20 protein-coding genes are annotated in these 19,229 nt (G+C 71.0%); 11 read left to right on the top strand and 9 right to left on the bottom strand.

The features are described 5' to 3' along the window. Window positions 1-28: 28 nt before the first annotated feature. On the bottom strand, window positions 29-451 hold the full coding sequence (locus tag ACIRB7_RS24930; RefSeq protein WP_403602652.1) for a MerR family transcriptional regulator: 423 nt from the start codon (window positions 449-451) through the stop codon (window positions 29-31). 273 nt (window positions 452-724) lie between these two features. Then, window positions 725-1,330, bottom strand: coding sequence for a hypothetical protein (locus ACIRB7_RS24925; protein ID WP_403602650.1), 606 nt, complete (start codon window positions 1,328-1,330; stop codon window positions 725-727). A gap of 149 nt (window positions 1,331-1,479) precedes the next feature. Between ACIRB7_RS24925 and hemL the strand changes: the two genes are divergently transcribed. The 8 genes from hemL (at window position 1,480) to ACIRB7_RS24885 (ending at window position 10,034) form a co-directional block, all read left to right on the top strand. Beyond that, window positions 1,480-2,907 carry a glutamate-1-semialdehyde 2,1-aminomutase gene (hemL, locus tag ACIRB7_RS24920; protein ID WP_403602648.1) on the top strand — a complete coding sequence of 476 codons (1,428 nt, stop codon included), beginning with the start codon at window positions 1,480-1,482 and terminating at the stop codon, window positions 2,905-2,907. Then, complete coding sequence (locus ACIRB7_RS24915; protein WP_403602646.1) at window positions 2,904-3,653, top strand: histidine phosphatase family protein; 750 nt, start codon at window positions 2,904-2,906, stop codon at window positions 3,651-3,653. The genes hemL and ACIRB7_RS24915 overlap by 4 nt, the downstream gene beginning before the upstream one ends. 231 nt (window positions 3,654-3,884) lie before the next feature. Beyond that, a complete protein-coding gene (locus ACIRB7_RS24910; protein WP_403602749.1) occupies window positions 3,885-5,177 on the top strand; it encodes a hypothetical protein in 1,293 nt (430 codons plus the stop codon). A 77-nt stretch (window positions 5,178-5,254) separates the two neighbouring features. Beyond that, window positions 5,255-5,860 (top strand): TlpA family protein disulfide reductase, encoded by a 606-nt coding sequence (locus tag ACIRB7_RS24905; RefSeq protein ID WP_403602644.1) that lies wholly within the window; start codon window positions 5,255-5,257, stop codon window positions 5,858-5,860. Window positions 5,861-5,867: 7 nt separating this feature from the next. Continuing rightward, window positions 5,868-6,605: a cytochrome c biogenesis CcdA family protein gene (locus ACIRB7_RS24900; RefSeq protein ID WP_403602642.1), complete on the top strand. Its 738-nt coding sequence runs from the start codon at window positions 5,868-5,870 to the stop codon at window positions 6,603-6,605. A gap of 5 nt (window positions 6,606-6,610) precedes the next feature. Further along, window positions 6,611-8,377 (top strand): cytochrome c biogenesis protein ResB, encoded by a 1,767-nt coding sequence (locus ACIRB7_RS24895; RefSeq protein WP_403602639.1) that lies wholly within the window; start codon window positions 6,611-6,613, stop codon window positions 8,375-8,377. Then, window positions 8,374-9,462: a c-type cytochrome biogenesis protein CcsB gene (gene ccsB, locus ACIRB7_RS24890; RefSeq protein WP_403602637.1), complete on the top strand. Its 1,089-nt coding sequence runs from the start codon at window positions 8,374-8,376 to the stop codon at window positions 9,460-9,462. The genes ACIRB7_RS24895 and ccsB overlap by 4 nt, the downstream gene beginning before the upstream one ends. Window positions 9,463-9,500: 38 nt before the next feature. Next, a complete protein-coding gene (locus tag ACIRB7_RS24885) occupies window positions 9,501-10,034 on the top strand; it encodes an SRPBCC domain-containing protein (RefSeq protein ID WP_403602634.1) in 534 nt (177 codons plus the stop codon). 15 nt (window positions 10,035-10,049) lie between these two features. Here the strand turns inward: ACIRB7_RS24885 and ACIRB7_RS24880 are convergent, their stop codons facing one another. From ACIRB7_RS24880 to ACIRB7_RS24860, 5 genes are all read right to left on the bottom strand, one after another. Then, window positions 10,050-11,546: an MFS transporter gene (locus tag ACIRB7_RS24880; protein ID WP_403602632.1), complete on the bottom strand. Its 1,497-nt coding sequence runs from the start codon at window positions 11,544-11,546 to the stop codon at window positions 10,050-10,052. Between the two features lie 178 nt (window positions 11,547-11,724). After that, window positions 11,725-13,269, bottom strand: coding sequence for an ABC transporter substrate-binding protein (locus ACIRB7_RS24875; RefSeq protein ID WP_403602629.1), 1,545 nt, complete (start codon window positions 13,267-13,269; stop codon window positions 11,725-11,727). A gap of 55 nt (window positions 13,270-13,324) precedes the next feature. Then, window positions 13,325-15,412: a hypothetical protein gene (locus tag ACIRB7_RS24870; RefSeq protein WP_403602626.1), complete on the bottom strand. Its 2,088-nt coding sequence runs from the start codon at window positions 15,410-15,412 to the stop codon at window positions 13,325-13,327. Between the two features lie 100 nt (window positions 15,413-15,512). After that, the gene (locus tag ACIRB7_RS24865) at window positions 15,513-16,424 is read right to left on the bottom strand and encodes an isopenicillin N synthase family dioxygenase (protein WP_403602623.1); all 912 of its coding nucleotides are present in this window, start codon (window positions 16,422-16,424) and stop codon (window positions 15,513-15,515) included. After that, on the bottom strand, window positions 16,417-16,869 hold the full coding sequence (locus ACIRB7_RS24860; protein WP_403602620.1) for a nucleoside deaminase: 453 nt from the start codon (window positions 16,867-16,869) through the stop codon (window positions 16,417-16,419). The genes ACIRB7_RS24865 and ACIRB7_RS24860 overlap by 8 nt, the downstream gene beginning before the upstream one ends. A gap of 165 nt (window positions 16,870-17,034) precedes the next feature. Between ACIRB7_RS24860 and ACIRB7_RS24855 the strand changes: the two genes are divergently transcribed. Together ACIRB7_RS24855 and ACIRB7_RS24850 are read left to right on the top strand one after the other, a co-directional pair. Then, window positions 17,035-17,613 carry a suppressor of fused domain protein gene (locus ACIRB7_RS24855; RefSeq protein ID WP_403602617.1) on the top strand — a complete coding sequence of 193 codons (579 nt, stop codon included), beginning with the start codon at window positions 17,035-17,037 and terminating at the stop codon, window positions 17,611-17,613. Window positions 17,614-17,654: 41 nt separating this feature from the next. Beyond that, entirely contained in the window at window positions 17,655-18,041 is a 387-nt protein-coding gene (locus tag ACIRB7_RS24850; protein ID WP_403602614.1) for a hypothetical protein, read from the top strand. Window positions 18,042-18,063: 22 nt separating this feature from the next. Here the strand turns inward: ACIRB7_RS24850 and ACIRB7_RS24845 are convergent, their stop codons facing one another. Both ACIRB7_RS24845 and ACIRB7_RS24840 read right to left on the bottom strand, forming a co-directional pair. Further along, complete coding sequence (locus tag ACIRB7_RS24845; RefSeq protein WP_403602612.1) at window positions 18,064-18,306, bottom strand: GntR family transcriptional regulator; 243 nt, start codon at window positions 18,304-18,306, stop codon at window positions 18,064-18,066. 138 nt (window positions 18,307-18,444) lie between these two features. Continuing rightward, window positions 18,445-18,729: a GntR family transcriptional regulator gene (locus tag ACIRB7_RS24840; RefSeq protein WP_403602609.1), complete on the bottom strand. Its 285-nt coding sequence runs from the start codon at window positions 18,727-18,729 to the stop codon at window positions 18,445-18,447. A gap of 150 nt (window positions 18,730-18,879) precedes the next feature. On the opposite strand from ACIRB7_RS24840, the gene ACIRB7_RS24835 reads away from it, so the two are divergent. Further along, entirely contained in the window at window positions 18,880-19,212 is a 333-nt protein-coding gene (locus tag ACIRB7_RS24835) for a hypothetical protein (RefSeq protein ID WP_403602606.1), read from the top strand. Window positions 19,213-19,229 lie beyond the last annotated feature (17 nt).

The following is a 19,229-nucleotide window of genomic DNA, read 5'->3' as shown; positions in this document are numbered from 1 at the left end:
GGGGGGGGGGGGGGCTCCGGGGAACAGGTCAGGCCGGCGCCGCCGACGTCAGGCGGGTGTGCCGGAGGGAGTCGGCGAACTCCTCCGCGCGGGCGAGCTGGGCCCGCAGTTCCGTGACCCGCTCCGCGGCGGCCTCTTCGCAGTCGCGGACGCGGGCCAGGAGCGCGGCCCGCTCGTCCGCGTCGAGTTCCGTGTCCGTGCCCGCGCGCTCGGCGGCCAGCCGGTCCACGGCCGTGAGGAGTTCGCGGGTCTCGTCGAGGGTGAAGCCGAGCGGCTTCATCCGGCGGACCACCATCAGCCGGGACACGTCCGCCTCCGTGTAGAGCGGGAAGCCGCCCGGCGAGGCCGCGGACGGCACGACCAGGCCGCAGTCCTCGTACTGCCGGATCGTGCGCAGGGACAGCTCGGTCCTGGCCGCGACCTCGGCGAGCTGCATGGGTTCGCCGGCCACGCGTACTCCTCGGGCTCCTCGCACTTCTCGTACTCCGCTCACGCGTCGCGTCCTTCCTCGTACGGGGCTCCCACCGGGCGCGGCTTCCGCACGCCGTGTACTATTCGTCCGAATTTCATCACTTATGAGAGTTGAAAGTGCGGCGAAACGCCTGCTCGTAGATCGTCCGGCGGACAGCGGTCAGCCCGGTCGGAGGCGGACCGCACCCGACTCCCGACCGCACCCGACTCCCGACCACCCCTGCCCCCCGACCGCCCCCGCTCGCTCAGCGGCTCACGGCCACACCAGGCAGTACGGCTGGTGGCCCGCCTCGTGGAGGCGGACCGAGAAGTCCTGCCACTCGTGGAGCAGCTGGTAGACGTCGAACGCGTCGCGCGGGCCGCCGCGGTCCGGGACCGTCGACCAGATGAAGGCGGCGGCGCCGACCGACTCCTCGCCGATCGCGCGCAGCGGATCGACCACGGTCATCGGCAGCTTCACCACCGCGTAGTCCGGGTGCAGCACCACCAGCTCCAGCGGCGGCACCTTGCTCAGGGGCATGCCCTGGATGCCGGTCAGGACCATGGCCGCTATGGTCTCCGGCTTGATCTTGGTGAACATGCCGCCCATGCCGAGCTCGTCGCCGCCGAGCTCCTCCGGGCGCATGGAGATAGGGACCTGGGCCGCCGTCGAGCTGTTGGGCGCGCCGAAGTACTTGTACGTCACCCCCAAGCTCCGGCCCCCGGTCGTCGCAGGGGGTGGTTCCGCGGCCGGTTCGGGGCGCGCCCGGCGCTCCGACGCGGTCGGATCCTCCGCCCGCCGGCGCCGGTGCCTCCCCCGCCGGGCAGACTCCGGGCCCAGGTCGTCCGTCCCCTCGCCCGGTCCGCCACCGCGATGCATATCTCCACCCGACTGCTTTTTCTCGGCAACACGACCCCGCCGCGCGACCCGATCATCGTGTCAGTGACCTCCCCCGCGTTCGTACGGTGAAACACCTGTCCGCAAGAACGCCGTGGCCTCTGACACCATGGATTCCGTGAGCCATCCCTATGACGCCCCAGTTTCGCAGACGCGGAGGGCGTACGCCCCGGCGTAATACCCAGGATGTCCACGCGGTCCCTCCGTTCCCGAAGTCGTGCCCGAAGTCGTTCTCGCAGGTCAGGATCACAGTGCCGTATTCATACGAAGCCCCAGTCTCACAGACGCTTTTCGACCGCGCTTCCCTCGTGACGCCCGGCGGCGTGAACTCACCGGTGCGTGCCTTCCGGGCCGTGGGCGGAACGCCCCGGTTCATGGTGTCCGGTTCCGGTCCCTACCTCACCGACGCGGACGGTCGTGAGTACGTCGATCTGGTGTGCTCGTGGGGTCCGATGATCCTCGGCCACGCGCACCCCGAGGTCACCGCCGCCGTGCAGGCCGCCGTGGCCCGCGGCACTTCCTTCGGTACGCCCGGCGAGGGCGAGGTCGCGCTCGCCGAGGAGATCGTCGCCCGGATCGAGCCGGTCGAGCAGGTACGTCTCGTCTCCTCCGGCACCGAGGCCACGATGTCCGCGATCCGGCTCGCCCGCGGGTTCACCGGGCGCGCCAAGGTCGTCAAGTTCGCGGGCTGCTACCACGGCCACGTGGACGCGCTGCTCGCCGCGGCCGGTTCCGGTGTCGCCACCCTCGGCCTCCCCGACACGCCCGGCGTGACCGGGGCCCAGGCCGGCGACACGATCGTGCTGCCCTACAACGACCTGGCCGCGGTGCGGGCCGCCTTCGCCGCGCACCCGGGCGAGATCGCCTGCGTCATCACGGAGGCCTCGCCGGGCAACATGGGCGTCGTCCCGCCGGCCGAGGGCTTCAACCAGGGCCTCGCGGACCTGTGCCGGGAGAACGGCGCGCTGTACATCTCCGACGAGGTGATGACCGGTTTCCGTACGTCGAAGGCCGGCTGGTACGGCGTCGACGGCGTCAAGGCCGACCTGCTGACCTTCGGCAAGGTCATGGGCGGTGGCTTCCCGGCCGCCGCGTTCGGTGGCCGCGCGGACGTCATGGGGCACCTGGCCCCGGCCGGTCCGGTCTACCAGGCGGGCACCCTCTCCGGTAACCCGATCGCGACCGCCGCCGGGCTCGCGCAGCTGCGGCTGCTCGACGACGCGGCGTACGAGAAGGTCGACGCGGTCTCGAGGGAGATCCAGGGGCTCGTCTCCGGCGCCCTCGCCAAGGAGGGTGTCGCGCACCGGCTGCAGACCGCCTCCAACATGTTCTCGGTCTTCTTCACCGCCGACGAGGTGCGGAACTACGACGAGGCGAAGCAGCAGGAGGCCTTCCGCTTCAACGCCTTCTTCCACTCGATGCTGGCCGACGGCGTGTACCTGCCGCCGTCCGCCTTCGAGTCCTGGTTCGTGTCGGCCGCCCACGACGAGCGGGCGGTCGAGCGGATCGCCGCCGCCCTGCCGGCCGCCGCCCGCGCCGCCGCGGAGGCCACCGCATGAGCGCCGCGAGCAACGACGGCATCAGCAACAGCGGCGCCGGCAGCGACGGCATCCGCAACGACGGCACCAGCAACGACGACATCACCGTCGTCCACCTCGTGCGGCACGGCGAGGTCCACAACCCGGACGGGGTGCTCTACGGGCGCCGCTCCGGCTACCACCTGTCCGAGCTGGGCCGTCAGATGGCGGACCGGGTCGCCGAGCACCTGGCCGACCGGGACATCACGTACGTCGTCTCCTCCCCCCTCGAGCGGGCGCAGGAGACGGCCATGCCGGTCGCCAAGTCGCACGGTCTCGACCTGGCGAGCGACCCGCGGCTCATCGAGGCGGCGAACGTCTTCGAGGGCAAGACCTTCGGTGTCGGCGACGGGGCGCTGCGCAAGCCGGGGAACTGGAAGCACCTGACCAACCCGTTCCAGCCGTCCTGGGGCGAGCCGTACATCGAGCAGGTCGTCCGCATGATGGGCGCGCTCGACGCGGCGAAGGACGCGGCCCGGGGGCACGAGGCGGTCTGCGTCAGCCATCAGCTGCCGATCTGGATCGTCCGCAGCTTCGTCGAGAAGCGGCGGCTCTGGCACGACCCGCGGCGGCGGCAGTGCACGCTGGCCTCGCTGACCTCGTTCACGTACCAGGGCGACCGGATCGTCTCGGTCGGGTACAGCGAGCCGGCGCTCGACCTCGTGCCCGTACACCTGCGGGCCGGTGCGAAGCCGGTCAAGGGGAAGTCGAAGGCGTTCGGAGCGTAGCTCCCGGAAAAGCGGCTCAGGGGCGTAGACCGGAAAAGACGCTCCACTGGACAGCGCCGCGGCGCACGGTCCACAGTTCAGGGCGGTCGGGTGGTGTTCATGCCAACCGACCGCCCTGAAATTTTTGTGCTATTTCCCGGAACCTATGTGTTCCTCCCGGCATCTCACTCATTGTCGGTTTGGATGACGTTCAGGTCATACGTCAGCGCGAATGGGGATGTCATGCGCGGGATCAGTGGAATCAGTCGAAGGGGGCTGCTCGGGGCGGGCGTTGGAGCTGCGGCCGCGATGGGCGTCGCCGCTTGCAGCTCCAACAATACGGACAAGCCGGGACCTTCCGGACCTGGTAAGGGTGGGGACGTCTCGGCTAAGCCGAGCACGGCCGCCCCGACCAAGGACGACGTCCGGCTCATCGGCGACGGTTCCACCGCCGACACCGGAAAGCAGCCGCACCAGCCCGACGCCCCCGTCCCGCTCGAACCGGGCCAGACCCCGCCGCAGTTCGTGATCTTCTCCTGGGACGGCGCGGGCGAGGTCGGCAACGGCCTCTTCCCGCGCTTCCTCGAACTCGCCAAGAACCACGACGCGGCGATGACCTTCTTCCTCTCCGGGATCTACCTCCTCCCCGAGTCGAAGAAGAACCTCTACCGCCCGCCGAACAACCGCGTCGGCGCCTCGGACATCGGCTACCTCACCGACGACCACATCAAGGACACGCTGAAGTACGTCCGGCAGGCATGGCTCGAAGGCCACGAGATCGGCACCCACTTCAACGGGCACTTCTGCGGCGGCTCCGGCTCCGTCGGCAACTGGACCCCGGCCCAGTGGCAGAGCGAGATCGACCAGGCGATGAAGTTCGTCACCGAGTGGAAGACCAACAGCGGCTGGACCGACCTCGAGCCGCTGCCCTTCGACTACTCGAAGGAGCTCGTCGGCGGCCGCACCCCCTGCCTCCTCGGCCAGGACAACCTGCTCCCCACCGCCAAGCGGCTCGGCTGGCGCTACGACGCCAGCTCGCCCGGCGGCCGGCAGACCTGGCCGACCAAGCGCCAGGGCATCTGGGACCTCCCGCTCCAGGCCGTGCCCTTCCCCGGGCACTCCTTCGAGGTCCTGTCCATGGACTACAACATGCTCGCCAACCAGTCGAAGAACACCACCAAGGGCATGCCCTCGCGCTACCCGGGCTGGCGCAAGCAGGCCACCGACGCCCTTCTCGGCGGCTTCACGCGCGCGTACGAGTCGAACCGCGCGCCCTTCTACATCGGCAACCACTTCGAGCAGTGGAACGGCGGCATCTACATGGACGCCGTCGAGCAGGCGATCAAGGGCATGGCCGGAAAGAAGGATGTCCGGCTCGTCTCCTTCAAGCAGTTCGTGGACTGGCTCGACGTCCAGGACCCGAAGATCCTCCAGAAGCTGCGCTCGCTCGACGTGGGACAGAAGCCCGCCGGCGGCTGGAACGCCTTCCTCAGGCCCGCCGCCGCCTCGTCCACTGCGCCCACCTCGTCCGCCCCGCCCGCTTAGGAGATCTTGACAAGGGGCTTTACGGGCACGTAGGGGGGTGCCCAAGATCCCCCAAACGCCCATGCGAAACTTTTCACATGAGCCTTAGCCGTGCCCCTCGCCGCACCCTGCTCGCCGTCGGAGTGCTGACCGCCGCCCTCGCACTCTCGGCCTGCGGCGGCGACGACAACGGCAAGTCCGGCGGCGGTGGCAACACCAACTTCGTGACCAACACGGGCGGTATCGCCACCGTCGCCAAGGACAAGCGCACGGCCACCGAGAAGATCGCGGGCGAGACCCTCGAAGGCGAGCAGCTCGACGTCGCCGACCTCAAGGGCAAGGTCGTCGTCCTCAACGTCTGGGGCTCCTGGTGCGGCCCGTGCCGCGCCGAGGCCTCCCACTTCGTGAAGGTCGCCAACGACCTCAAGGACCAGGGCGTCGAGTTCGTCGGCCTCAACACCCGCGACTTCAACAAGCAGCAGGCCCTCACCTTCGAAGAGGACTACGAGGTCCCGTACCCGAGCCTCTACGACCCCAACGGCCGGCTGATCCTCTTCGGCTTCCCCAAGGGCACGCTCAACCCGCAGTCCATCCCCTCCACCGTCGTCCTCGACAAGGAGGGCAAGATCGCCGCCCGCTCGCTCATGGCACTCGACGAGAAGAAGCTCCGGTCGATGATCGAGCCTCTCCTCAAGGAGAAGTGAGCAGCCCGTGAACGAGACGGTCACCAGCGGAGCCCTGCTGCTCGCCCTGCCCCTCGCGGTCCTCGGCGGCCTGGTCTCCTTCTTCTCGCCGTGCGTCCTCCCGCTCGTCCCCGGCTACCTGAGCTACGTGACGGGCGTCACCGGCACCGACCTCGCCGAGAACCGCCGCGGCCGGATGACCGCGGGGGCCGTCCTCTTCGTCCTCGGCTTCACCGCCGTGTTCGTGTCCGGCGGGGCGCTCTTCGGCTACTTCGGGTCGACGCTCCAGGAGTACCGCGAGACGCTCACCACGGTCCTCGGCGTGCTCATGATCCTCATGGGCGTGTTCTTCCTCGGCCTGATGCCCTGGTTCACCCAGCGCGAGTTCCGCTTCCACAAGAAGCCCGTCGCCGGGCTCGTCGGGGCGCCGCTGCTCGGCGCGCTCTTCGGCATCGGCTGGACCCCGTGCATCGGCCCGACCCTCGCCTCGGTCAACGCCCTCGCCCTGGAGCAGGCCAGCGCCGGGCGCGGGGCGATACTCGCCTTCGCGTACTGCCTCGGCCTCGGCGTGCCGTTCGTGCTCGCCGCCGTCGCCTTCCGCAAGGCGCTCGGCGCGTTCGGGTGGGTGAAGAAGCACTATGTGTGGGTGATGCGGATCGGTGGCGGCATGATGCTCGTCACCGGTGTCCTGCTCCTCACGGGCGCGTGGGACAGCATGGTCGCCACGATGCAGGGCTGGTCCAGCGGTTTCACGGTGGGGATCTGAGTTCCATGAGCAAGACCGATACGTCGGAGCAGCAGGAGAACCTCGGTGAGGCCGCGGCCGGGGCGCAGCTCTCCACCGCCCCCGTCGACGACCGCGGCGAGACGAGCGTCATCGGTGGCCCCAGGCTCGGGGTCATCGGCTGGATCCGCTGGTTCTGGCGGCAGCTGACCTCCATGCGGGTCGCCCTCATCCTGCTCTTCCTGCTCTCCCTGGGCGCCGTCCCCGGCTCCCTCATCCCGCAGACCAGCGTGGACGAGCTCAAGGTGCAGGCCTTCAAGGACGCCCACACCACCCTCACCCCGCTCTACGAGAAGCTCCAGCTCTTCGACGTCTACAGCTCGGTGTGGTTCTCCGCGATCTACATACTGCTGTTCGTCTCCCTCATCGGCTGCATCGTGCCGCGCACGTGGCAGTTCGTCGGCCAGCTCCGCAGCCGCCCGCCGGCCGCCCCCCGGCGCCTCGACCGGCTCCCCGCGTACACGACCTGGCGCACCACGGCCGAGCCCGAGCAGGTCCGCGAGGCCGCGCTGGGCGTCCTCAAGGGGCGCCGCTTCCGCGCCCATACGGCCGGTGACGCGATCGCGTCCGAGAAGGGCTACCTCCGCGAGGCCGGGAACCTGGCCTTCCACATCGCCCTGATCGTGATGCTCTCCGCCTTCGCCTGGGGCCAGCTCTTCAAGTCCGAGGGCGGCAAACTCGTCATCGAGGGCGACGGCTTCTCCAACACGCTCACCCAGTACGACGACTTCAAGTCCGGCTCCCAGTTCGGCACCGACGAGCTGGAGCCGTTCAGCTTCACCCTCGACTCCTTCAGCGGTACGTACGAGCAGCGCGGCCCCCAGCGCGGCACCCCGCGCACGTTCGAGGCGGCCGTCTCGTACTCCCAAGGCGGCGGCAAGGACAAGAAGGCCGTCATCCGCGTCAACGAGCCGCTCAAGGTCGGCGACTCGAAGGTCTTCCTCATCGCCCACGGTTACGCGCCCGTCGTCACCGTCAAGGACGGCCGCGGCAAGGTCGTCTTCCACGGCGCCGTACCGCTGCTGCCCATCGACAACAACGTCACGTCCACCGGCGCCATCAAGGTCATGGACGGCTACCGCGACAAGAACGGCAAGAAGGAACAGCTGGGCTTCAACGCCTTCTTCGTGCCGACCTTCGCGGGCGCCGGCCAGGGCAACATGTTCTCGCAGTTCCCGGCGCTCGACTTCCCCGTCATGGCGCTCACCGGCTACCACGGCGACCTGCGCGTGAACTCCGGTCTCCCGCAGAACGTGTACCAGCTGGACACCTCCAAGATGACCCAGTTCAAGGTCGACAAGGGCACCGGTGTCGCCCAGCGGATGCGGCCCGGCGAGACGATGACGCTGCCCGACGGCGCCGGCTCGATCACCTTCGAGAAGGACATCAAGGAGTGGGCGAGCTTCCAGATCTCGCAGCAGCCGGGCAACGGCCTCGCGCTCGTCGGCGCGGCCGCCGCCATCGCCGGTCTGAGCGGCTCGCTGTTCATCCAGCGGCGCCGGGTCTGGGTCAGGGCCGTACGGGGGGAGGACGGCGTCACCGTCGTCGAGATGGCGGGGCTCGGCCGCAGCGAGTCGGCCAGGCTCCCCGAGGAGCTGGCCGACCTCGCGGTCACGCTCACCGCGCAGGCGCCACCCGCGCCCGCACCGGAAGCAGCGGAGGGATCCGCTCCGGAAGCCGCAGCAGACGCTGTGGAACCCGCAGCAGACGCTGTGGACGAACCTGCCGAAGAGGCTGAAGGGGCCGAGAAGTGATCCTCGCCGCCACGACCAACGAGAGCCTGGCGCAGATGAGCAACACGCTCATCTACTCCTCGATGGCCGTCTACACGCTGGCCTTCCTGGCCCATATCGCCGAGTGGGTGTTCGGCTCCCGCAGCAAGGTCGGCCGTACCGCCGCCGCCCTCACCGCGTCGCAGGCCCCGGCCGCCACCTCCGCCGTCACCGTCCAGGTCAAGCAGGCCGGCGGCGCCACCGCCGTCCTCGACAAGCCGACGGTCGTCACCCGCTCCGCGGCCGGCACGCGGGACGTGCCGGACGGTCCCGGCGCGGCCGGCGGCACGGTCAAGGGCGACCTGTACGGCCGTATCGCCGTCTCCCTCACCGTCCTCGCCTTCGCGATCGAGGCGGCGGGCGTGATCGCCCGCGCGGTCGCCGTGCAGCGTGCCCCCTGGGGCAACATGTACGAGTTCTCCACCACCTTCTCCACGGTGGCGGTCGGCGTGTACGTCGCCTTCCTCGTCGCGAAGAAGAACGTGCGCTGGATCGGCCTGCCCCTGGTCACCACGGTCCTCCTCGACCTGGGCGTCGCCACGACCGTGCTGTACACCGAGAGCGACCAGCTGGTTCCCGCGCTCGACTCGTACTGGATGTGGATCCACGTCTCGACCGCGATCTTCTGCGGCTCGGTCCTCTACCTCGGGGCCGTCGCCACCCTGCTCTACCTCTTCCGGGACTCGTACGAGAACAAGCTCGCGAACGGCGGCAAGCCCGGCGCCTTCGCCCGCTCGGTCCTGGAGCGGCTGCCGGCCGCCGCGACCCTCGACAAGTTCGCGTACCGGATCAACGCGGCGACCTTCCCGCTCTGGACCTTCACGATCATCGCGGGCGCGATCTGGGCCGGCGACGCGTGGGGCCGCTACTGGGGCTGGGACGCCAAGGAGGTCTGGGCGTTCATCACCTGGGTCGGTTACGCGGCCTACCTGCACGCGCGCGCGACGGCCGGCTGGAAGGGCCGCAAGGCCGCGTACATCGCGCTCGTGGCCTTCGCCTGCTTCCTGTTCAACTACTACGGCGTCAACATCTTCGTGAACAGCATGCACTCGTACGCGGGCGTCTGAGCTGGCAGCGGACCTGTCCCGGGGCCACGCTTGAGGGTATGAGCGAGATACCCCGGGGCAGGAGCGAGACCCACGACGGCGACACGCACCTGCTGCGGTTCGCCGTCGAGCTGCCGCACCCCGTACCGGCGGTGTGGACGGCCGTCGCCTCGCCCGAGGGCCTGGCCGGCTGGCTGTGCGCGGTGGACCCGCTGGAACCGCGGCTCGGCGGCCGGGTCACCCTCCACCGGCTGACCAGCGGCGACACCGAGGACGCGGGGGTGGTGACCGCCTGGGACCCCGAGCGCGTGGCCGAGTACACGGTCGATCCGACACACGGCCGGATCCGGTTCCGGCTGGAGCCCGGGCCCGGTGGCGGCGGTTCGACCGTGCTCCGCTTCACCAACGAACTCCGGGGGCCGCCGGAGCACCGCCTCGACCGCCTCGCGGCCTGGCACGACCACTTCGAGTGGCTCGCCCGCGCCCTGGACGGCCACCCCGTCGACTGGCGGGAGCGGACGTCCGAGCGGTGGCGGCACCTCCGGGAGCTGTACGCGCGGGAGGCCGCCACCTGGCCGAAGTGGGAGCCCTGATCCGGCCCCCACGCCTCAGGCGCTCTCCTGCTTCGCCACCGACAGCGGCTCCGCGATGTCCTCAAGGGAGCGCCGCTCCGCGTTCACCGCCAGGAACGCCGCCACGAGCCCGGCGGCGCACATCAGCCCCGCGCCGATCTGGAACGCGAGGACCGTCTCGCCGACCACACCCGACTCGGTGAGCTCGGCGAAGACCAGCGGGCCGCTGATCCCGCCGGCGGCGGTGCCGACGGCGTAGAAGAAGGCGATGGCCATCGCCCGGGTCTCCATCGGGAAGATCTCGGAGACCGTCAGGTACGCGCTCGACGCACCGGTCGACGCGAAGAACAGCACCACGCACCAGCACGCCGTCAGGGTCGTCGCCGTCAGCGAGCCCCGGTCGAAGAGCCACGCCGTCGCGAACAGGAGCAGGCCCGACAGCACGTACGTCGAGGAGATCATGATCCGGCGGCCGACGGTGTCGAAGAGCCTGCCGAGCAGCAGCGGGCCGACGAAGTTGCCCGCCGCGATGACGGCGAAGTAGTAGCCGGTGTTCCCGGTCGGCACGTCGAAGAACGTGGTGAGGATGGCGCCGAAGCCGAAGGTGATGGCGTTGTAGAGGAACGCCTGCCCGACGAAGAGCGACAGGCTGAGGACCGCACGGCGCGGATAGCGGGCGAAGACCGTCCTGGCGATCATCCCGAAGCCGATGCTCTTGCGCTGGTGGATCGTGATCTCGCCGGCCGGCGGCGGCAGGGCCTCGCCCTTCTCCCGCTCGATCTCCTTCTCGACCGACGAGACCAGCTCCTCCGCGGCCTCTCCCCGGCCGTGGATGAACTGCCAGCGTGGACTCTCCGGTACGTGTCGGCGGACGAGCAGGATGACGAGGCCGAGGACGACGCCGAGGGCGAAGCTGAGCCGCCAGCCGAGGTCCTTCGGGAAGATGTCCGTGTCCAGCATGACGATCGAGAGCAGCGCGCCGCCGATGGCGCCCAGCCAGTAACTGCCGTTGATGATGAGGTCGACCCGGCCCCGGTAGAGGGACGGGATCAGCTCGTCGATCGCCGAGTTGATGGCCGCGTACTCGCCGCCGATGCCGAAGCCGGTGAGGAAGCGGAAGAGGAAGAACCACCAGGACTCGAAGGACAGCGCCGTCATCGCCGTCGCGCCCAGATAGACGGCGAGGGTGATCATGAAGAGCTTTCTGCGCCCGTAGCGGTCGGTGAGCCAGCCGAAGAACAGCGCTCCCGTGCAGGCTCCCGCCACGTACAGGGCGGCGGCGACGCCGGTGACCTGCGCGGAGGTGATGGCGAGGCCGCTGCCCTCCTCCGCGAGGCGGCCGGCGACGTTGCCGACGATGGTGACCTCGAGGCCGTCGAGGATCCAGACGGTGCCGAGGCCGATCACGATCATCCAGTGCCACCGTGACCACGGCAGGCGGTCGAGGCGGGCCGGAACCGCCGTGGTGATCGTGCCCGTGCCCGCCCCCGCGCCTGCCGCGGGTACGGGGGCCGGTGCCGAGTCGACTCCCATGGATCGCGCTCCCTTCGTCCCGTCATACGGGCTGCCCACGTACCCCCGGGGCGTGTGGGTATGCGGGGCGAGCCGCTGTCCCAGCTTCCGGGGAGCTGTCGTGGGCGACAACAGCTCCCCGGTTCCGCTCGGCCGTTCGGGGGCGGGGACTCGGGGGCGGGTCCGGTAGGGCGGTGGCTCAGCCGCGCTTCGGCGGCAGGCAGGAGAGCGTCGGCGGCTTGCCCTCCGGCCAGGCGATCTGGACGAAGCGCTGGGAGCCGTCCTGGGCCAGTTCCACGATCGGGACCGCCTTGTTGTACGGGTTTCCGTAGTTGTCGAGGCAGATCCAGCCGCTCGCGCCCTGCACCCGCAGCGAGCCCTTGACCTGCGGCCACTGGGTGACCACGTCCGCGAGCTCCGGGTAGTGGGAGCCCTGCGGGGTCGCCTGGCGGATCGCGTGGACCGCCGTCGCCATCGCGTCGTACGCGACGATGGCCTGCCCGTCCGCGAGCGGCACCGGCTTCTTCGAGGCGCGGGCGATGTCCGTCAGGAACGTCGAGTACGCCACCACCGAACCGCCCGTCGACGGAACCTGCCGCCCCGGCGCGGGCCTCCAGGCGTCCGGGTGGGCGAGCGCCGCGTACCGCACCGTCAGTTTCGCCTTCAGGGCGTTCCGGTCGAGCTTCTCGTCCGCCCCGAGGTACGAGCCCTCGTCGCCGGTCAGGACGGTGAAGTGGCGGTCGACGCAGCCGCGCGCGCCGAGCGCGTTGATGAACTGCCGCAGTTGGGTGTGGCGGCCCGCGAAGAAGACCGTCTCGGCGCGGGTGTCGCAGATCAGATGGGTGATCTGCCGGAAGGTGTTGGCGGTGGTGCCCTCCGCGGTCGGGTCGGCGGGCGAGGTGAAGAGCGCCGGCTCGTGCGGGGCGCCCTTGAGGTTGGCGGCGAACGCGGCCTTGAGGGTGTCGGTGTAGTGGTCGCCGGTCCGGGTGTCCTGGACGAGGAAGGCCTTGGCGGCGTCCACCTTGCCGAAGTGGGCGAGGGCCTTGGCCTCGTCGCCGTTGGTGGGGGAGACGCGGGCGAGACCGGGGTAGCGGTTGCCCGCGCCGGGGCCGTTGGCGATGTCGTCGGCGGTGATCGTGGTGCCGACGACGGCGATCCCGGCGCCGGTGAGGGCGGTCACCGTGTCGCGTATCTCGGTGGAGGAGGTGGCGACTCCGGAGACGGCCCGCAGCCGGTCGGGTGCGTCCGTCATGGCGATGAGCCGGTCGACGGTGGGACGCCAGTGGGCGTTGCCCTGGCCGGTGTTGGCGAGGACGAGCCGGATCTTCGGGGTCTCGCTGTTGGACTCGTGGTTGGCGCGGTACTGGTAGGCGTACGCGCCCTGGAGCTCGTGCAGCACCTTGCCGCGCATGCCGCTGTCGGTGGAGGTCAGCGGCAGGAGCACGGCGACGGTGACGTACTCGCCGGCCGTGACGAGCGTGTTCTCCGCGTGGATGGCCCTGGCGACCTCGTCGAGTTCGGCGATGCCGAAGGCGTGGCCCTCGCCGTTGACGCCGACGCACTCGGAGCTGCCGGCGGGACGGTCGACGCCCGGCGCGCAGGAACGGTCCTCCGGGGTGGTGAGCCGGCTGATCCCGTAGCCGCCGAGGCCGACGACGACGGCGGCGGTGACGACGGCGGCGACGAGCTTCTGGCGGGGGGTGCGGACGCGGCGCCGCAGCCGGTCCAGCGGTCGGTCGGGCATGGCGTCGGACTCCGTCCTCAGGGGGTGTCGTGGCGGTCGGGCCGGTCCTGGTCCGTCAGGCGGGATCAGGGAGCCCCTCGCGGCCCGGTGGCAGCGAGAGATCCCGCCAGGCGCGGATGTCGTGCGGCCAGTGGGTGGCCGCGTCCCAGAGGGCGCCGCTGCCCGTCAGATGACGGCCGGAGAGCCGGCGCAGTTCGTGCGCGAGGCGGTCGGCCACCTCGTCGTCGGGCAGGGCGAGCGGGTCGGTGAGCAGCCATACGGCGTGCAGCAACCGCCGTACGGAGAGGTGGAGTTCCGTGGTGTCGGCGTCGAGGCCGGGCGGCAGGGCGACGCCCGTCGGCGGCTCTCCCGGCAGCCCCTGGCCCAAGGCGACGGCCCGTCGCGGGTCCGGCCCGGTCCGGTTCCGCTCCCGGGGGCAGGGCGCGGAACCGATGAACCGCAGCCGCCCCAGCCAGCCGACGACGTCCTGCTCGGGGAAGGTCTCCCGCAGATGCGTGACGGCCTCCTCGGTGCGGCCGAGGGCGAGATCGTGATGGAGCCGGTACGGGCCGGGCTCGGGGCCGTAATGCCGGTGCAGGGTCTCGTGGACGGCGTGCCAGGCGGCGTACCGCGGATGGTCGCCGTCCTCGAAGCGCAGCCGGTGCAGGAGCAGCGCGCGCAGCAGCGGGTCGGCGACGAAGTGCCCCGGGCCCTCCGGCCAGTCCTCGGAACGCAGCTGGTCACGGACGCGCAGCGCCACGTCCCCGTCCAGGGACTCGCCCTGGAGCCGGGCGTGGGCGAGCATCCGGGCGGACTCCTCGTCGTGGGCGGCGGCGAGCACCGCGTACGGTCCGGGCCGCCGTACGGGGAGGAGCTCGGCGAGCAGGGTGGGGGCGACGGGCACCGGCGGGGTGTCCTCGCGCAGCTCCACGGTCAGGTCGAGCAGCCCGCCGGGGGTGAGTCCGGCCCGCAGGTGTTCGGGGGCCTCGCCGGCGGCCCGGCCGAGGAGCGCGACGCCGAGCGGGCGGCCGCCGGTCAGCCGGTGCACGGCGCGGGCGAGTTCGGGGGGCGTCCGCCCGGCGGGGTCGTACCGGTCGAACGCGGATCGGGTCTGGGCGGGGGAGAGCGGCGTCAGCTCGACGGCGAGGATCCCGGAGCCGACGCTCGTGCCGCGCGGGCAGGGCGCCCGGTGCGCGGTCTCCGGCAGCCGGGTCCGGATGGCGTGCCGCAGCCCCTCGTGCTCGCGGACCCGGGAGGCGGCGAGGACGACGACCCGGTCGCGGCGGCCGTCGGCGCGGGCGCGCAGAATCGGTTCGACGAGCTGCCGGCCGAGCGGCTCGTGGGCGTTGTCGAGGAGGAGGAGGGGGCGGCCGATACGGCTGCCGCGCCGCAGCCCGGTGTACGGGTGCAGCAGGTCCTCGGTCAGGGCGCCGACGAGGAAGTCCTCGGCCTCGCGGCGGCGCCGGCCGCCCTGCTCGAAGTCGATCGCGAGCTGCTGGAGACCGGCCTTGCCGTGCCCGCCGGCGTTGCGGTAACTGCCGTACCAGTTCTCCGAGGTGCGCTGGAGACGCCCGAAGACCTCCTCGAGGACCGTCTCGACGGTCGCCTCGGCGAGCAGCCCGGCGAGCGGGACGGTGGCCTCCGCGAACCTCGCGGCGAGCTTGGCGAGGACCTTGCCGACCCAGTTCGCGGCGGCGCCCCTGGTCGCGTCGACGGTGGCGAGCAGTGGCCCGAGCCGCAGCAGATCGCGCCGGGCCCGCTCGTCGTCCTCCTGGGTCCACCCGAGCGAGGCGACGGCCACCAGACCGAGCGAGAGCCGGGGGAACCGGACGGGCCGGGCGCCGAGCACCTTCGGCGACAGCTGCACGGCGAGCTCCGCGAGCGCCCCGGTGACAGGGGTCCAGCCGGGGCCGTGGTCGGCCGGCGGCTCGATGTGCGCGCAGTCGACGAGCGCGAGCGGCGTGTACCCCTTGTAGCGGTTGCGGACCTCCTTGAGCAGGGCGGTCTTGCCCGTACCGCGGCCGCCGGTGAAGACGGTGACCGGCGGGTCGTCGCCGTGCTCGAACGGCACCCGGGCGGCGCCGTGCCGCGTGAGGCCGCTGAGACGTGCGACCAGCCCGGCATCGTGCAGGACCGCCTCGCGGCCGTACAGCTCCCTGTCCACGCCCCGTCACCCCCGTCACAGTCAACCCAAGGATATCGACGGCGTGTTGGGAAAGAGGTGGCCTTTTCGACACGGCTTTCGAGTCGTTGCGGAGGTGTTGTCACTCCGTGGTGGCGATGGAGTCGAGCTGGGCCCGCAGGTAGCCGTGCGACTCGATGCCGTGGATGGTCGTCCCGGGGGTGCACTCGTAGAAGTACACCAGCGACATCAGCTCCTCCGTGGGTACGTCGGCGGGCGGCGGCAGCACCCGGTGCCGCCCCGAACGCCACCGTCCACCGGTCCAACCCGCCATCAAGTCACCGATGTTGACGGTGAACGCGGCGGGGTCGTACGGCGCGTCCTGCCAGCCGCCGGCGTCGGTGAAGACCTGAAGCCCGCCCTTGCCCGCCTGCCGGTCCAGGACGGTGACCGTGCCGAAGTCCGTGTGCGGGCCGATCCGGAACTGACCCGGCTGGGGGTCGCCGGTCCGCTCGCGCCCCGGGTACCAGTTGATGTTGAAGCCGAAGGTGGGGTGGCCGGTGTGGCGGGTGAAGAAGTCGGCCTCCTCACCGAGCGCGACCCCGAGGAGATCGAGCACCCGGTCCGAGAGCTCCTTCATCTGCGCGAGGTAGGTCTCCACCAGCGGCCTCAGCTTGGGGACCTCGGCGGGCCAGGTGTTCGGCAGGAACCACTCGGCGTCCACGGCGGGGTCCCCGGTCGGCTCGTCCGCCGCGAAGGAGAGCGACTCCTTCAGGTCGGGCGGGGTCGCGGTCCCCTCCGCGTACCCGTTGGCCTCGGCCCCGGGCCCGAGCCACCCGCGCCCACCGACCCGCACGGCGTACGGCTCCTTGACGGCGGCCGGCAGGTGGAAGAAGGCGCGGGCCGTCTCGCGGATGGCGGCGCGCAGACCGGGGTCGACGCCGTGCCCGGTGACGAGCAGGAACCCGGCGTCGCGCAGGGCGCGGTCGACGGCGGGGAGCTGCGGGGCGGGGTCGCGGGCGAGATCGATGACGGGCAGTCGGGCTTCACTCATCGCCGATGTCCTCGCTCCAGAGAGCGGGGTGCTGGGCGATGAACTCCCGCATGAGCAGGACGCATTCGGGATCGTCAAGCACGACGACCTCCACGCCGTGCTCGGCAAGCCACTCGTGCCCACCGTGAAAGGTCTGCGCCTCCCCGACGACGACCCGCGAGATCCCGAACTGCCGCACGAGCCCGGAGCAGTACCAGCAGGGCGAGAGGGTGGTGACCATGGTCGTACCTCGGTACGAGCGCTGCCGCCCCGCCGCCCGGAAGGCATCGGTCTCCGCGTGCGCGGAAGGATCCCCGTCCTGCACGCGCCGATTGTGCCCGCGCCCGAGCAGCACCCCGTCGGCCCCGTAGAGCGCGGCCCCGATGGGAACCCCACCTTCGGCGAGCCCGGCCCGGGCTTCGGCCAGGGCGGTGGCGAGCCAGCGCCGGGCTTGTTCTTGGTCCATGTCGGGATCTCTTCCCCGGCGGCGCGGGTACATCACGCCTGCTCGCCCGCCGCGCGTGGCGAGGCGCCACGGTCTCGACGGTCGGCGAGGGGCTGGATGAGTAGGCCGGGGGCTGGGGGCGGCCCCGTTCCGGTGGGCTGCGGAGCCCCCTGGCACCATGGCCGGATGCCGGAAAACACAGCACGCACTGCTCTCCTCGACCACCTCCGTCGGACGCTCCCGGGCCGTGTCATCGACGAGGTCCCGGGTGTGGACGGGCCCATCGAGGATCGCGTCCCCGGCTTCCGGGTGTTCCGGATTCATCCCGCGTATCCCGGCGGCTGGTGGCTGTACGTGACGTCGGGCTGTTGGGAGGCGACCCAGCACGACGGCCATGGCACGGAGTTCTTCCTCGCGGCACCGCGCGACGAATGGATCAACCTGGAGAGCGTCACGGTCAACGCGTACTACCACTGCGGACCGGAACACCAGCGACTCGACGTAGGACACACCGTCCCCATCGGCCGCCCGTGGCTCGACGACTCCGACTGCGACCACTACCTGGTGAGCCTGCCGTACCCCTTCGGACCCGACTTCGAGGTCTGCGAGTGGGAAGGGGGAGCCCATGCCCGGATCCTGTGGCTACTGCCGATCACCGCAGCGGAAAAGGACTTCCGCCGGGAGATGGGGCTCGAAGCACTCGAAGTCCGCTTCGACGAGCATGCGATCGACCCCGTCGACCCGAAGCGGGCCTCGGTGGCCTGAGACGGTCGGGCGGAGACCGGGGCACCCCCTTGAAGGACATGGTGACGACACAGTCTGACCACGTCGGAGAACTCATTCCGCGCCCCGAGCAGACCCCCTTCGCCCTGCGGGCAGCGCTCGCGGTCGTCGCCCCCGAACGGCTGCCCGAGATGGACGCCGGCCAGCGCGTCGCCGTGACGGAGGCCATCGAACAGAGCGGCATCACTCCCCTGCGCCTGTTCCTGATCGAGTGGGCCGCCGTCATCGAGATCGAACGCTTCCCCGAGACCGCCCGCGAGCTGCGCCGCGCCGAGTATCTGGCCCAGGTCGCCGAGGATCCGGAGGAGAGCCGCCGGTACGTACAGGCGGCGGGGGACATCATCCGGGCCGCGCACAGGGCGGTGGGCTCCTCGTCCCGTGATGCGTGTGCGGATGTGTTCTCCGGGTGACCCACCTCGGAGAGGGCGGCCCTTACCCGCCGTCGGCGGGAGTGACGAAGGAGCCCTTGCCGGGCACGGTGATGATCAGCCCGCGCTCGCGGAGTTCCCGCATGGCCCGGCGGGCAGTGAGTACGGCGATGCCGTATTCCTCGGAGAGGCGGGCCGGCGTGGGGATCATTCGGTCGGGGGCGTACTCCCCGGTCTCGATCTTCGCTGCGATCACTTCTGCCAGCTGCATGTACAGCGGACGGGCCGAGTGCGGGTCAAGACTCATGGTGACCTCCGTCTGAGGGGGTGCGGCCCTACCCGCCGTCGGCGGGGTGACGTAGGAGCCCTTGCCGGGCGCGGCGATCACGAGGCCGCGCTCCCGCAGCTCCTGGGTGGCGCTACTGCTGCAACCGTTCCCCGGCCATCACGGCCGCTGGTGGCTCTCGTCCGTAGGCAGCGGGTCGACGACGAATGTGCCCTTGCCGTGGACGGTGAGGATCAGACCCCGCTCGCGCAGGACTCCGGCTGCGCGGCGGACGGTCAGATACGCGACTCCGTACTCCTTGGCGAGGTCCCGCTCGGCGGGCAGGCGGGCGCCTGCAACCAGTTCTCCGGCCGCGATGCGGGCGGCGATGTGGTCGGCCACCGCGACGTACACCAGCTGGGGGCCCTGCGGGTTGAACTCGGGGATCTCGCTGCGATCAGTCACCCGACCAACGTAAGCATCGAAGACCTGTGCGAACCAGTGGTGAGCTATGCAGAGCTATACATGCCTTATAGGGTCACAGCACACGAAGACCCCGGCGAGGTGGCAAGACCTCCCGGGGCATGGCCACCAACTACCAACGGAGTTGATGACGTGCGGAACCCTATCGCGCGCCTACTCGGCAGGGCACTGATCCCCGTCCTGCTCGGGCTGCTCATGCTGACCCTGCCGCCCACCGGCAGGCACCGGCCCCGCCCGGTCGCCCATCCCCGCCCCGCGCCCCGGCCGCATGCGCCGCGCCACCGTGCCCCCGCCCGGCGATCCCCCTACGCCCGGGAGCAGACCATGCTCCTCGACGGCGCCCGGTCGCCTCTGGAGCGTCCTTACGCAGCGGCGGCGCAGCGCAAGCGACGGCGGGCGTTGTGGCTGGCCACGGTCGGGGTGGACGTCGACCAGCGGAACATCCACGCCGGCGGTGCCCGATGAGTCGCTGCGGGGCCAGG

Source organism: Streptomyces sp. NPDC093795 (genome assembly GCF_044764665.1).
Taxonomy (GTDB): domain Bacteria; phylum Actinomycetota; class Actinomycetes; order Streptomycetales; family Streptomycetaceae; genus Streptomyces.
This window is presented reverse-complemented; position numbering and strand designations above follow the sequence as displayed.

Bases quoted from the DNA above. Each gene is read 5' to 3' on its own strand.
- ACIRB7_RS24925 (WP_403602650.1), bottom strand. From the start codon at position 1,330: ATGCATCGCGGTGGCGGACCGGGCGAGGGGACGGACGACCTGGGCCCG.
- hemL (WP_403602648.1), top strand. From the start codon at position 1,480: ATGACGCCCCAGTTTCGCAGACGCGGAGGGCGTACGCCCCGGCGTAAT.
- ACIRB7_RS24915 (WP_403602646.1), top strand. From the start codon at position 2,904: ATGAGCGCCGCGAGCAACGACGGCATCAGCAACAGCGGCGCCGGCAGC.
- ACIRB7_RS24905 (WP_403602644.1), top strand. From the start codon at position 5,255: ATGAGCCTTAGCCGTGCCCCTCGCCGCACCCTGCTCGCCGTCGGAGTG.
- ACIRB7_RS24895 (WP_403602639.1), top strand. From the start codon at position 6,611: ATGAGCAAGACCGATACGTCGGAGCAGCAGGAGAACCTCGGTGAGGCC.
- ACIRB7_RS24885 (WP_403602634.1), top strand. From the start codon at position 9,501: ATGAGCGAGATACCCCGGGGCAGGAGCGAGACCCACGACGGCGACACG.
- ACIRB7_RS24880 (WP_403602632.1), bottom strand. From the start codon at position 11,546: ATGGGAGTCGACTCGGCACCGGCCCCCGTACCCGCGGCAGGCGCGGGG.
- ACIRB7_RS24875 (WP_403602629.1), bottom strand. From the start codon at position 13,269: ATGCCCGACCGACCGCTGGACCGGCTGCGGCGCCGCGTCCGCACCCCC.
- ACIRB7_RS24865 (WP_403602623.1), bottom strand. From the start codon at position 16,424: ATGAGTGAAGCCCGACTGCCCGTCATCGATCTCGCCCGCGACCCCGCC.
- ACIRB7_RS24860 (WP_403602620.1), bottom strand. From the start codon at position 16,869: ATGGACCAAGAACAAGCCCGGCGCTGGCTCGCCACCGCCCTGGCCGAA.
- ACIRB7_RS24855 (WP_403602617.1), top strand. From the start codon at position 17,035: ATGCCGGAAAACACAGCACGCACTGCTCTCCTCGACCACCTCCGTCGG.
- ACIRB7_RS24845 (WP_403602612.1), bottom strand. From the start codon at position 18,306: ATGAGTCTTGACCCGCACTCGGCCCGTCCGCTGTACATGCAGCTGGCA.